Annotated in this window: 14 protein-coding genes; 6 read left to right on the top strand and 8 right to left on the bottom strand. The window is 47.9% G+C overall.

Translation table 11 applies throughout. The annotated features are described in order from the left end of the window. Positions 1–200: 200 nt before the first annotated feature. The 5 genes from C7R92_RS24280 to C7R92_RS24295 all read right to left on the bottom strand — a co-directional run bounded on the left by C7R92_RS24280 (position 201) and on the right by C7R92_RS24295 (position 5,580). Positions 201–1,322, bottom strand: coding sequence for a sulfate/molybdate ABC transporter ATP-binding protein (locus C7R92_RS24280; RefSeq protein WP_017248196.1), 1,122 nt, complete (start codon positions 1,320–1,322; stop codon positions 201–203). Beyond that, positions 1,319–2,185 (bottom strand): sulfate ABC transporter permease subunit CysW, encoded by an 867-nt coding sequence (gene cysW, locus C7R92_RS32610; RefSeq protein ID WP_208636231.1) that lies wholly within the window; start codon positions 2,183–2,185, stop codon positions 1,319–1,321. The genes C7R92_RS24280 and cysW overlap by 4 nt, the downstream gene beginning before the upstream one ends. A 12-nt stretch (positions 2,186–2,197) precedes the next feature. Then, on the bottom strand, positions 2,198–3,034 hold the full coding sequence (gene cysT, locus C7R92_RS32615) for a sulfate ABC transporter permease subunit CysT (RefSeq protein ID WP_173621636.1): 837 nt from the start codon (positions 3,032–3,034) through the stop codon (positions 2,198–2,200). 30 nt (positions 3,035–3,064) lie between these two features. After that, positions 3,065–4,057 carry a sulfate ABC transporter substrate-binding protein gene (locus C7R92_RS24290; protein ID WP_412678989.1) on the bottom strand — a complete coding sequence of 331 codons (993 nt, stop codon included), beginning with the start codon at positions 4,055–4,057 and terminating at the stop codon, positions 3,065–3,067. Between the two features lie 296 nt (positions 4,058–4,353). Then, the gene (locus C7R92_RS24295) at positions 4,354–5,580 is read right to left on the bottom strand and encodes an NAD(P)/FAD-dependent oxidoreductase (protein WP_106835939.1); all 1,227 of its coding nucleotides are present in this window, start codon (positions 5,578–5,580) and stop codon (positions 4,354–4,356) included. A gap of 149 nt (positions 5,581–5,729) precedes the next feature. Here C7R92_RS24295 and C7R92_RS24300 point away from each other — a divergent pair, with 149 nt between their 5' ends. Next, a complete protein-coding gene (locus C7R92_RS24300) occupies positions 5,730–6,032 on the top strand; it encodes a DUF3846 domain-containing protein (protein ID WP_106835940.1) in 303 nt (100 codons plus the stop codon). A gap of 91 nt (positions 6,033–6,123) precedes the next feature. Here C7R92_RS24300 and C7R92_RS24305 read toward each other — a convergent pair whose 3' ends face one another. Beyond that, complete coding sequence (locus tag C7R92_RS24305) at positions 6,124–6,660, bottom strand: dUTP diphosphatase (RefSeq protein WP_106835941.1); 537 nt, start codon at positions 6,658–6,660, stop codon at positions 6,124–6,126. Between the two features lie 196 nt (positions 6,661–6,856). Here C7R92_RS24305 and trhO point away from each other — a divergent pair, with 196 nt between their 5' ends. From trhO to C7R92_RS24320, 3 genes are all read left to right on the top strand, one after another. Next, the gene (gene trhO / locus C7R92_RS24310; RefSeq protein WP_069845274.1) at positions 6,857–7,801 is read left to right on the top strand and encodes an oxygen-dependent tRNA uridine(34) hydroxylase TrhO; all 945 of its coding nucleotides are present in this window, start codon (positions 6,857–6,859) and stop codon (positions 7,799–7,801) included. A 162-nt stretch (positions 7,802–7,963) separates the two neighbouring features. Next, positions 7,964–9,415: an amidase family protein gene (locus tag C7R92_RS24315; RefSeq protein ID WP_106835942.1), complete on the top strand. Its 1,452-nt coding sequence runs from the start codon at positions 7,964–7,966 to the stop codon at positions 9,413–9,415. Between the two features lie 12 nt (positions 9,416–9,427). Beyond that, positions 9,428–9,943, top strand: a complete 516-nt coding sequence (locus C7R92_RS24320; RefSeq protein ID WP_106835943.1) for a hypothetical protein — start codon at positions 9,428–9,430, stop codon at positions 9,941–9,943. Between the two features lie 29 nt (positions 9,944–9,972). On the opposite strand, the gene C7R92_RS24325 is transcribed toward C7R92_RS24320, so the two are convergent. Both C7R92_RS24325 and C7R92_RS24330 read right to left on the bottom strand, forming a co-directional pair. Then, positions 9,973–10,422, bottom strand: a complete 450-nt coding sequence (locus C7R92_RS24325) for a hypothetical protein (protein ID WP_017248186.1) — start codon at positions 10,420–10,422, stop codon at positions 9,973–9,975. A 192-nt stretch (positions 10,423–10,614) separates the two neighbouring features. Next, positions 10,615–11,955: a D-serine ammonia-lyase gene (locus C7R92_RS24330; protein ID WP_106835944.1), complete on the bottom strand. Its 1,341-nt coding sequence runs from the start codon at positions 11,953–11,955 to the stop codon at positions 10,615–10,617. 161 nt (positions 11,956–12,116) lie between these two features. Between C7R92_RS24330 and C7R92_RS24335 the strand changes: the two genes are divergently transcribed. Together C7R92_RS24335 and C7R92_RS24340 are read left to right on the top strand one after the other, a co-directional pair. After that, a complete protein-coding gene (locus C7R92_RS24335) occupies positions 12,117–12,608 on the top strand; it encodes an NUDIX hydrolase (RefSeq protein ID WP_106835945.1) in 492 nt (163 codons plus the stop codon). A gap of 18 nt (positions 12,609–12,626) precedes the next feature. Continuing rightward, entirely contained in the window at positions 12,627–13,079 is a 453-nt protein-coding gene (locus C7R92_RS24340; protein WP_106835946.1) for a GNAT family N-acetyltransferase, read from the top strand. The last annotated feature ends 75 nt before the right edge of the window (positions 13,080–13,154 follow it).

Consider the following 13,154-nt stretch of genomic DNA (forward strand, 5'->3'; position numbering starts at 1 on the left):
ATGGGAAGGAGGCAGAGAAATGTCCAAGCAAAACGGTGTAAAAAATGAGATGGGAAAGAAAGAAAACCCTTCGCAAACTCGTAGATCGAACACAATTAGCAAAGAACAGACACGCTCCAAGCAACGTGGCGAGTAGAGAGTGCCTCCAGCAAAAACCGGCCTGCGGCAAATGCAGACCGGTTTATTTGCAATCAATCGGATCAAACACTGGCCTGCAACGGAACGAGGGAAGGGCGATGTGTCTGTAGAGGCTGTGAATCCACATAGATCGATACATTGTGCAACGTCACATACACAATGCTCTCCTCCTCTACGTTCAACTCCATAAAACGCTGCCTGCTCATCTCTGCCTCAAAAACCTCATCCGTGTCCAAACGTTTCAGGTCCAGACGAACGATCGGACCCAAGAGCGAAATATGGTTAATTTCGGCCTGAACAGATCTGGCAGACTTCCCCTCTGGCGGTCGCAACGATATCTCTACATCATGTGGTCGCATGTATCCAACAGCGGGAGCCTCCACCGCTTTATCCTTCCAATCTGTCTCGAACTCTGCTTCGCCGAGCTTGATTTTGCCATTTTGGATTCGTCCGTGAAACAAATTGACCCGCCCCAGAAAGCTGTACACAAACGGATTCGCCGGATGGTGGTAAATTTCTTCGGGCGATCCTACCTGCTCCACTCGCCCTTCATTCATCACAACTACCTGATCCGCCAATTCCATCGCTTCCTCCTGATCGTGCGTGACGAACAGAATCGTCAGCCCGAGCTTCCCGTGCAGATGACGGAGCCAGCGACGCAGCTCCTGTCTCACTTTCGTATCCAAAGCGCCGAACGGTTCATCCAGCAGCAAAAATTTTGGTTCCACTGCCAATGCCCTCGCCAATGCGACACGTTGGCGCTGACCACCGGATAGCTGTGAGGGATAGCGATGTGCGAGACCTTCTAGCTGAACGAGCTTTAACAGCGAATGAACCTTTTCACTGATTTCCTCCTTGCTCGGTCGTGTTTTGCGGGAGCGAACGGACAACCCAAACGCAATGTTGTCAAAAATGTTCATATGCCGAAACAAGGCGTAATGCTGAAAAACAAATCCAACCTGCCGCTCGCGCACGTCGCGGTTCGTATTATCCTCTCCGTGAAAGAGGATGCTTCCCTCCTGCGGTTGCTCCAGTCCAGCGATGAGACGCAAAAGCGTCGTCTTTCCCGATCCGGAAGGCCCGAGAAGCGCTACGAGTTCGCCTTCCGGGATATGCAGATTCACATTTTTCAGCGCCGTAAAGCTTTTATATGACTTCGTAATGTTCACTACCTCGATACTCATCCGGCTCTCTCTCCTGTCACGTCGTAGTGTTGTTCCTCATCCAGCTTTGCTTGCCGCTCGGTTTTCCACTCGATCAAGCTTTTCAGAATAAGCGTCACCAAGGCTAAGGCAGCAAGCAAGGTGGCTACCGCAAAGGCAGCAGCGAATTGATATTCGTTGTAGAGAATCTCCACATGCAACGGGAGCGTATTGGTCATGCCACGGATATGACCGGAAACGACGGATACTGCCCCGAATTCACCCATGGCGCGGGCATTACACAAAATGACCCCGTACAGGAGTCCCCATTTTACGTTTGGCAGCGTGACGCGTAAAAATGTTTTCCAGCCGCTTGCTCCGAGCGAGACTGCTGCTTCCTCCTCGTCTCTTCCCTGTGCTTCCATGACCGGAATCAGTTCACGAGCGACGAACGGGAAGGTAACAAAGGTGGTCGCGAGCATGATACCGGGAACTGCGAAAATGATTTGTAAGTCCCATGCCGCAAGCAAGGGCGCCGCCACACCTTGACTCCCAAACAAGAGGACAAAGATAAGGCCCGCAATGACTGGAGACACGGCAAATGGCAAGTCTATCAACGTAAGCAACACATTTTTACCCGGGAATGAAAACTTGGCAATTGCCCATGCTGCAGCGATCCCGAACGTCACATTCAGCGGTACACTAATGGCAGCGACAAGCAAGGTGAGCTTGACAGCGGATAATGTTTCCTCCTCTGTAATGGACGCCACGAACACCTCCGCCCCTTGCCGAAACGCTTCTGTAAAAACAGCTACTAGCGGTAGGATCAAAAACAAGCCGAGGAAGAGCAAGGCCACGATAATCAGTGTCCATCGGATATAGGCCGGCTCCGTCAAATGTCTCATACGTGATACCTCCTAACGGGCCGCATCGAATTTATTGATTTTCCATTGCAAGTAGTTGATGACCAACAGCATGACAAAGGAAATCACTAGCATGACCGTTGCAATTGCCGTAGCGCCCGCATAGTCAAACTGTTCCAGCTTGGTCATAATCAAGAGGGGCACAATTTCTGTTTTCAACGGCATGTTCCCGGAGATGAAAACAACGGAGCCATACTCACCCAGTGCTCTAGCAAAGGCGAGCGCAAAACCCGTAATGATCGCCGGTAACAGATGCGGCAAAACCACCCGCCAAAATGTATTCCATCGAGTAGCTCCCAACGTAGCTGCCGCTTCCTCCATTTGCAAATCCCAATCCTGCAACACAGGCTGGACCGTTCTGACGACAAAAGGAAGACCGATGAATGTCAGTGCAACCCATATACCGATGGGAGTGTACGCTACCTTGATCCCCCACTCCGCCAGGTACTGCCCGATCCAGCCATTTTCAGCGTAAATAGAAGTCAGGGCAATCCCGCCTACCGCGGTAGGTAAAGCAAATGGCAGGTCAACTATGCCGTCAATGATCCGCTTCCCCGCAAACTGATAGCGTACCAACACCCATGCTACCAAGACACCAAACACCGCATTGAGACAAGCCGCGAAAAGAGAAGTCATAATACTCACACGAATAGAGGCAAGGACCCTCGTATCCATAATCGTCCCTATGAATTGCTCCCAACTCATCGCCGAAGCCTTTAAAAACAAGACAGACAGAGGGATCAGCACCAGAAGACTCAGGTAGATGATTGTATAGCCCATGGTCATGCCAAAGCCTGGCAAAAACCCTCTGTTGCGGAATGATTTTCTCATGAAGGTAACTCCTCTGAGGAAAGTGTACGTCTATGGTTTATAAAGTTGATCGAAGACGCCTTGATCTGCAAAATGAGTCTTTTGTGCTTTCGTCCAACCACCAAATAACTCATCGATGGTAAATAATTGGATGTCAGGGAATGCCGGTGTATGTGCTTGGAGCACTTCCTGCGAACGAGGGCGGTAGTAATGCTTGGCTGCGAGCTCTTGGCCTTTTTTGGTATACAGGAACTGGAGGTATGCTTCTGCTACTTCTTTTGTCTTGTGCTTGTCAGCGTATTTGTCAACGATGGTTACAGGTGGTTCAGCCAAAATGCTCAAGGACGGATTCACAATCTCAAACTTGTCTTTCCCTAGTTCATTGACAGCGAGATACGCTTCGTTTTCCCATGCAATTAGCACATCCCCAATGCCACGCTCGACAAACGTAGTGGTCGAACCACGTGCCCCAGAATCGAGGACGGGTACATTTTTAAACAATTGTGCAACGAATTCTTGTGCCTTCGCTTCATCCCTGCCATTTGTCTTCAAGGCATAACCCCAGGCAGCCAAGTAATTCCATCTGGCTCCCCCAGACGTTTTCGGATTCGGTGTAATCACGGATATACCAGGCTTGATCAAATCATCCCAATCTTTGATTTGCTTCGGATTGCCTTTGCGCACGAGAAACACAATCGTGGAGGTGTAAGGCGAGCTGTTGTCCGAGAGCTTCTTTTGCCAATCGGCAGGAATCAGACCGCGTTCGGCAATCGCGTCAATATCATAAGCGAGGGCAAGGGTGACTACATCTGCTTCCAAACCATCGATGACGGAGCGGGATTGCTTGCCTGAACCGCCATGTGATTGCTTGATCGTCACGGTTTGACCAGTCTTTTGTTGCCACTCTGAGGCAAACTCCTTGTTGATATCTTGGTAAAACTCTCGCGTCGGATCGTAGGAAACATTGAGCAGCTCTACCGTAGAGTTGCTGCCCGCAGCTCCATTACCTGTTTCTGCTGGTGCAGCAGCCGAGCAGCCTGCCATAGCAGCTGCCATAGCAACAATTCCTACGCGTTGCAGGATCGTCTGGACCTTGCCTTTCGTGGTTTTCATACAGCTCACCTTCACTCCTCTTCTAATCTATAGTATTTTACTCGGAATACTCTGTTATTGAAAATTATACCTGCCTTTTTACTCCTGTCAACGATATTTCCATCTACCCTATGCTAGGCAGGTAGGCCACGTTCAAATGTTACTTGCCCATCCAACAAATTTGGGCCCGCCCGTTCTGACATTTTCAAAAAAATAAGCCTTCCCGTTGAATGGGAAAGCTTTTTCGATCAGACTGTTACACTGGCATATTTTATCCGGTCAAAAGCAAAAAGATCGGCGTCCGAATGACTTCCTTTGGTAATCAGATCACTGATAATTTGCGCGCCGATGGTCGAATAGACGGTTCCGTTCCCACCGTAGCCTAGTGTGAACAAGCAATGCGGATAGCCTTTCTGCTCCCCAAAAAGCGGGAGTCCGTCATGGGTATCGACAAAAGTCGCTCCCCAATAATATTCAGCTCGCATTGGAATCTCTGGAAATAACTCTTGAATCTTTGCGAGCAAATGATCCCGCTTTTTCAGACTGGAAGCCTCCTTCTTTTGTAAGTCGTTCAACGGCTCATCCAGTCCTCCGACAATGATTCTCCCTTCCGAACAAGTACGGATATATAAATAGGGACGGGCTGTTTCCCAGATTAAACATGCATGCGGCCAACCCGTAAGCGCTTCGACTTGATTGGTCACGATGGAAAACGAGCTGGAAATCACAGCGTTGGCATTGCGCTTCATGGATTGTGCTTCGTAGCCAGTGGCAAACACGGCACGCCTGCACTTGATTGTGTGCCCATTATTGGTATAGACCAAAAGCCCTCCGTCCTGCACTTTTTGATGCACGACTTCCGTGTTTTCGTATACCCGCATCCCTTTTTTCACAGAGTGGGCGATCACACCGTTGGCAAATTTGTACGGATTGAGCTCCGCATCTCCCTTGGAATAAATAGCCCCTGCCCTCGAAAAAGAGAATCGCTTCTCTATATCCGGTCGCTCCAAATAGGTGACTGGAAAGCCAAACTTCCTCAATAACTGGTACTCTGTCCGCAAGCTCTCCGCATCAGCTGGTTCACTGGCATAATACAAGCTGTCACGTCTTATGTAATCTGGAGATTGATCTAGCTGCCCAGAGATGTTTTCCAATTCATCAACCGCCTGCCGCGTCAGTTCGTAAAAACGAACTCCTTTTTGCTCACCGAACGAATGGATACAGGCTGTTAACGTTTTATCGTTGCATATTTGCAACAAACCGGTGTTAGCGCTGCTGCTGCCCCCACTCACCCGCCGTTTATCCACGAGGATGACATCCACATCATGCTGCTTCAAATAATAGGAAACGAGTGCTCCTGCCTCACCGCCACCAATGATCAGAACGTCACACTTCACGTCCTCGGTCAGAGCGGGATATAGGGGTGGCGCTGGCAATGTTTCTGGCCAATACAGTTTTCCGGTCACGAATATCATCAGCAAGTCCCCTCAGGCTGAAAGTATCAATACGGACGTTACTTCAATTCTCAACCATAGGATAACCAACACGCCAACAGGCATCCGCTCCCCTATCGCACAATTCATTGGTGATGCGTTATGATGGGTGTCAGAAGGAGTGATTGTGATTGACTACGGTATACGTAAAGCTTCCGCATGAAAATGCAGTTGTTCGAGAAATCGCTGGGACGGATGAACTACAGGAGCTGGTGGGTGGAGATTATGAGATAGTGGAGGATGACCATCTGGAGGGAATCTCTCTCGTTGTGAATGAAGATGCGCGCGGGGTACAAGCCAACAATTTCCCCATCACATCAGATGGGTTTTTAGACTGGGTCTATGGACCTTGCGTATTCGTCAAAGCAGATGGACGTTCGCTGACAGCTGACGATCTTTCGAGAATCGACCAGTTTTTATCCGCCAAAGGATGAGGATTTGATCAAAACAATGACCCCTGACGTATCAGCTTACCTCCATTTACACGGCTGATGATCAGGGGTCTTGTATTTTTACTCGATAGAACTAGCTCTTGATACCGCTGCTGCCGAAGCCGCCTGCTCCTCTTTCTGTCTCATCCAGCTCATCGACTACTTCGAACTGTGCGACTGGAACGATTGCAATGACGCCCTGTGCAATCCGGTCCCCTTTTTTGATCAAGTAGCTATGTGCATCGACTTCTTGTTCAACGGTTACTTCGTTTTCGCTAGCGCCCAGACATACCTTGCCACTTTTTCCGGATGCGATTCGAATGTTATCGATCAGGACACATACTTCACCGCGATAGCCTGCATCAACAGTCCCTGGTGCATTGGACAAGCGCAGCTTTGTTTTTGCACTGATCCCCGAGCGAGGGCGCACTTGCAATTCAAATCCTTCTGGAAGCGCGAACGCCAAGCCAGTTCTAACTTTTGCAGATTGGCCAGGGGCAATCAATGTATCCTCTACCGCGACCAGATCAAAGCCCGCGTCCATTGCTCTCGCGTACGCAGGGATCACGGCGTCTTGGTGGAGCTTTTTAATTTTCACCTGTGTAACCAGGCGCTCATTTGTCATGTTCATGTAATGGTCTCTCCTCTATAGCGTTTCAGCTGATTACCATTCATAGTGTACAGGATGCGTCCACTTCCAGCAAGAAGCACCGATTTTCATAAAAACCTCACAAATCCCTTTCTTTTTCAGCGCTTATAACAATGGAATGTGATATAATCACCGTTGCATCTAAAATCACAATTGAAAAGAAAGGTGGAATTGTACCTTGCAAGTACAAAAACCATATCGCATTTTGTTGTATTACAAGTATACTCCTATTGAAAATTATGAGGAGTACGCAGCCGAGCACTTGCAATTTTGCAAGGATAACGGGCTGAAAGGGCGGATTATCGTAGCTCCGGAGGGCATTAATGGAACCGTATCCGGCACGATTGAACAAACCGACGCCTACATGGAATATGTGCGAAAAGATCCACGTTTTAGTGATATGTGGTTTAAAATAGATGAGTCGGAAGAGCATGCATTCAAAAAAATGTTTGTGCGCCCGAAACAGGAGCTCGTAACCTGGCGTTTGGAGGAAGATGTTAATCCGAATGAACTAGTCGGCACCTATCTGAACCCAAAAGAATGGCACGAAATGATGCAGGAAGAAGACGTCGTGATCCTTGACGGTCGCAACTATTACGAATACGATTTGGGACATTTCCGTGGTGCGATTCGCCCAGAAGTGGATTCATCCCGAGAGTTCCCTGAGTGGATTCGTGAAAACATGAGCCAGTTCAAGGATAAAAAAGTCCTCACCTACTGCACAGGCGGTATTCGTTGCGAAAAGCTGACAGGTGTCTTGCTGCAACAAGGTTTTGAAAATGTTTACCACCTTGAGGGCGGAATTGTCACGTATGGAAAAGATCCAGAAGTCCAAGGGCGTCTGTGGGATGGAAAATGCTACGTATTTGACGAGCGTATCTCTGTTCCGATCAACCATACCGAAGAAGACGTCGTGATTGGACGCTGTCACTACTGCGGTACTGTGGAAGACCGCTATCTCAACTGCGCCAACCCATTCTGCAACAAGCAGCACTTCTGCTGCCCAGAATGTGAGACAAAATTCAAGCGTTCTTGCTCCGACGAATGCCGCGAGCACCCTCGCAACCGTTATGTAGAAGCAGAAGAAAAAGCAAAGCTAGCAGCTGCTGGATCAAACGCTTAAACAGCATACACGACCGAACAAGCTGATTCTTACGTAGAGTCAGCTTGTTTTTTTATAGGCAAAAGGCTCACCCTTCTCTCCCTCCCTTTTCCATCCCTTCTCCCTTTTGCCTGAATTTGGTACTATAATAAAAATCAAATCATTCGAAAAAGGGGATAAATCATGTCATTGATTCATCAAACAAGCATTCTCGAATGGCAAGCTGCCATGACAGCTGGAACCACGACTTCGCGGGAACTGACTCTCGCCTTTTTACAGCGGATTGCCACCTACAATAAACAAGGCATCCAAATCAATGCCATTTGTGAACTGAATCCAGATGCACTGGCGATCGCAGAATCTCTGGATCGGGAACGAGCGGTGTCAGGCAGTCGCGGGCCGCTTCACGGAATCCCTGTACTGATCAAGGATAACATTGCGACATCTGACAAGATGCACACGACGGCTGGAGCTCTAGCTTTGGCTGATTCGTTTGCCTCTGCGGACGCATTTGTTGTGACTAGGCTCCGAGAGGCGGGCGCCGTCCTTTTAGGGAAAACCAATCTGACGGAATGGGCTAACTTTGTCTCCAATAACATGCCAGATGGCTACAGCTCGCGTGGTGGACAAGTGTTGAACCCATATGGGCCTGGTGTACTCGATGTCGGCGGGTCTAGCTCGGGTTCAGCTGCTGGTATTGCCGCAGGTTTTGCCGTTGTGGCAGTCGGTACTGAGACTTCCGGGTCGATTCTCCACCCAGCCGAACAGAATTCACTCGTGGGAATCAAACCTACTGTTGGCTTAATCAGCCGTTCCGGTATCATCCCGATTTCCCATAGCCAAGACACAGCCGGACCGATAGCGAGAACCGTGACAGATGCAGCTATTTTGCTTGGTGCGCTTACTGGTATAGATGCAAATGATCCGGTGACTGGAAAAAGCGAGGGGCTAGCACATACTGATTACCTCTCCTACCTCCATGCAGATGGATTACGGGGTGCACGTATCGGCGTTGTGCGCTCCAGGTTTTTGGCTGAGTGTGAAAACGAAGAAATCGCTTTGTATGAAGCAGCTATTGAAAAGCTCAAGGAGGCTGGCGCAACAGTCATAGATCCGGTATCCATTCCGACAGAAAATGCCGAGTGGGACAGACATGTTCTCGTGCATGAATTCAAGGTTGGGGTAAATGCGTATTTAAAAACCTTACCAGCCTCCTCCCCGATCCGCTCCTTACAGGATGTCATTGCTTTTAATCGGGCACATGAGGAACAAGCCCTGCTTTACGGGCAAGAGCTGCTGGAGGAATCCGAGCAAACAAGTGGTACACTGACAGAGCCGGAGTATCTGGCTAATCGCCTATTCGATTTGGAAATGTCACAGAAACAAGGTCTTGATGCTGTTATGAAGGAGCACGAACTCGATGCCCTCTTGTACCCCGGCAGTACGGGTTATGCTATCCCTGCCAAAGCTGGTTACCCTTCGATTACGGTACCAGCTGGCTATACTTCTGTGGGCAAGCCATTTGGCATCATGCTGACCGGATTGGCATTCCAGGAACCTACTCTTCTTCGCCTAGCCTACGCTTACGAGCAAGCAACTCGACTGCGTGTAGCTCCGAAAATGACAAAAGCGTAAAGGAAGCACAGAATGAACCGATATTACGGACTTTTTATTGGCACAGCAATCCCTTTCAAACACCTGAAGAAAATCATTCGCAAATTCAACTATGCTTACTATGCCAAAGCCAGTCCTGAACGAAAGCAGCACTTTATCGAAATTATTCCAGAATTCCACATCAGCCACTCTCATGATCCATACCATTGGCTAGAGTGTATCATGGTGGAACCAGCGTTTTTGAACAGATTTTTAGAAATCATAAACAACCTAGATTTCACTTTCATCCTTTGCCAATATCGGCACGGTCATTTTCAAACGATGATAAATGAAAGCGAGTATAGCGTTACTAGCTTTCGCTCCTTGGAAGATGTCGTGTATTTAGTATTAGAAGATGATACCGATAGGGGATTCGCTAAAAAACTGCTCACGCTCCCACTCGAAAAACAATTTGCCTCAGCCCCCGGAATCAAAACGAGCGAAGATTATCAGCATCTGCTAGATACATGGGTAAAGGAAGTACTCGCTTATCCAGCAAAAAACGCATGAGGCCTTTTGGCCCATGCGTTTTTCAATCTCTACATCGTTTTGCTTTCTTGCTCCGCTTTACCAAGTCGATCCTGGAACAGCTTGCTCAATTGACCGATATTTACTTCCCATTCCTCATCCTTGTAATAAACAGTCGCTTTGGATTCGCCTTTTTTGCCTACGATACGAATACTCGTTGTCTTCACTTCATAGGTGCCATCTTCCTTAAAGGAAATATCGGCATCCTTGAGCTCTTTGTCCAAGACGGGTGTAATCGTCTTATCGACGACTTCCTGTGTAGCTACGGCTGCTTGACGTCCCATTTGGATCACTTCTTCAGGACTGAATTGGAAAAACAACACGAGCACAACACCAATAATAGCAGCCAGCGAAATAATTCGAATGATACTTCGCACCACCCATTGGGCAGCCATGATAATGATTATGATACCTAGCGCAATCGGCCAGTAATCTTTGATCAGTTGAAGTATTTGGTCCACGTTTATCCCTCCTTCGATTTCAGTCTCGCCCAAAAATATCGAAACCTAATCTTCTTACAGAAAAAAACCGTCTCAACAAAGCGGACGGAATCGCAAAAAATGGGTTGTCTCTCACTAATTCTCGTAAAAAAAGCAAACTCCTGCTCTCATTTTCAATCGTTTTAAACGAATAATTGACATCTTATTCATCTATTATCCATAATAGGAATCGTCCTGGATTTTCTCCGGCACCATACTCCCACCCGTCGCCCATACGATGTGAGTCGCCTTTTTCATTTTTTCTGTTAGACCTTGCTTCGCCAAATAGTGACGCCCTGTCTCCTGCTGAAACAATCTAGCAGGTCCTGGCATGCCAGCCAATGCAGACGGCTCCAATCGAATGGATTCGTGATCGCGCAAGGCACGTAACAAAGCGTATAGCTCCTCGTCGTCCACTGTAAACACGCCACTCAATAGGTCCTCCATCATTTTTCCTACCAATCGGGAAGGTCGACCAACTGCCAGACCATCCGCCTCTGTCTTGTTGTCGATCCCGAAATCTTGAACGGAGACCTTGTCATGCAGACCTGTCATTAACCCTAGCAGCATGCAGGGAGAATGAGTTGGTTCCGCAAAAAAGCAATGAACATGATCACCATAAATGAGCTTTAACCCGTACGCTACACCACCAGGACCACCACCAACTCCACACGGAAGGTAGACGAACAGCGGATGATCACGATCTACTTTTATTTGTTGTTCCTCTAGTTGCCTTTTCAATCGTTTTGCTGCTACTGCATAGCCGAGGAATAATCGCTTAGAGTTCTCATCATCGATGAAATAGCAGTTCGGATCGGCTTCTGCCTGCTTCCTGCCCTCTTCCACCGCTTTTCCGTAATCCGATGCGTACTCCACAACCTGGACTCCTTTTGCCCGCAGCAATTCCTTTTTCCATGCTTTGGCGTCCGCTGACATGTGTACGGTGACTTGAAAACCAAGCTTAGCACTGATAATCCCGATGCTCAAACCGAGATTTCCTGTCGAGCCTACTGCAATGGAATAACGGGAAAACAGTTCCCGCAGCGCATCCGAAGCCAAAATGGCATAATCATTGTCCGGTTGCAGCATCTGATGCTTTTGGGCCAATTCTTCTGCATGTGCCAGCACCTCGTAGATGCCGCCACGCGCTTTGATGGAACCGGCAATAGGCAAATGGCTGTCGCATTTTAACCAGAGATTCCCCTGTATATCCGACGCAAAGCGAGACTCTAGGTGCTTTTTCATCTCTTTTATCGGTACGAGTGGGGACTCGATCAGTCCACCAGCTTCTCTCGTCTCGGGAAAAGCCACTTGAATGAACGAGCCAAAGCGTCGCAAGCGTTCTTCTGCATCCTGGACTTCCTCTGGTGTAACAGCGAGAGTTGCTTTTGCGATCTCATCATAGCTAGGGTTCGTCCAGAAAACTTCATCCGTCTCCATCATGTTAGCAAGAAGCGGATATTTCTTTTTCCACTCCTCCATTGTTAGTCCTTCCACCTTTTCATTGTTTCCCATCTTGAACGAGCCCCCTATTCTTCCTTCCACTCATCTTTGTTATTATATCGAAATAGTACGAAACTTCTTTTGGAAAACCAAATAAAAATTACTGATGAATCCACTCATTTGATACAATGGTCGTTAAAGAAGTTGACTGTAACAAAAAGGAAAGTGATAACATGTATCGCTATACCATATGCTTTCTCAAACATAGAAATGGAATCCTCATGCTGAATCGCAACAAATCACCGTTGATGGGGCTATGGAATGGCGTAGGCGGTAAACTAGAGCACGGAGAGACTCCAATGGACAGTGTTCTTCGCGAGGTTCGGGAAGAGACGGGCATTTTGCTAGAAACCGCTTGCTACAAAGGAATTGTCTCTTGGCTCGTCGATGGAAAGGAAACGGGTGGTATGTATGCATTTCTCGCTCATCTTCCAGAAGACTACGAGCGCTCTCAAACCCCACAGGTAGTGGATGAAGGCATACTTGACTGGAAAGAGCTAGCGTGGATCTTGGACCCCGACAATGCTGGCGTCCCAGAAAACCTTCCCATGTTTTTACCATACATGTTGGAAGAAGCTGACCCTTGTCAGCATTCCTTTACGTACGAAAATAACCAGGTTGTCAACTATGAAACAGCTCCATTGCCAAAGCCGGTAACAACTTGAATCGGAGGAGAAATACAGATGGAAATTCGCAAGCTTGCCGCACAGGAACAACCACCAATGGATTTACTCTTATTGGCTGACCCCTCTGTCAAATTGGTGAAAGATTATTTACAAAGAGGTCAATGCTATGTCGCTGTTCTGGAGGATAGCATCGTAGGTGTCTACGTCTTGATTCCAACCAGACCGGATACGATTGAACTCGTGAATGTTGCCGTCGATGAGGCCTATCAAGGCAAGGGCATTGGCAAAAAGCTCGTTCTTCATTCCATTGAAGTAGCCAAATCTCTCGGTTATAAGACGATCGAGGTTGGAACAGGGAATTCTAGCGTGGGTCAGCTCGCCCTTTATCAAAAGTGTGGCTTTCGGATGAATTGGATCGATCGAGACTTTTTCTTGCGGCATTATGAGGAAGAGATTTACGAAAACGGGATTCAAGTGGTAGATATGGTTCGCCTCTCTCAAGATATTTGAGAAGATTGTCTAGAAACAGTGTGAACCAGATGAGTATACATAATTTATATTATGTTATCTTTTTATAGGAAAAGG

This window comes from Brevibacillus porteri (assembly GCF_003013475.1).
Lineage (GTDB): Bacteria > Bacillota > Bacilli > Brevibacillales > Brevibacillaceae > Brevibacillus > Brevibacillus porteri.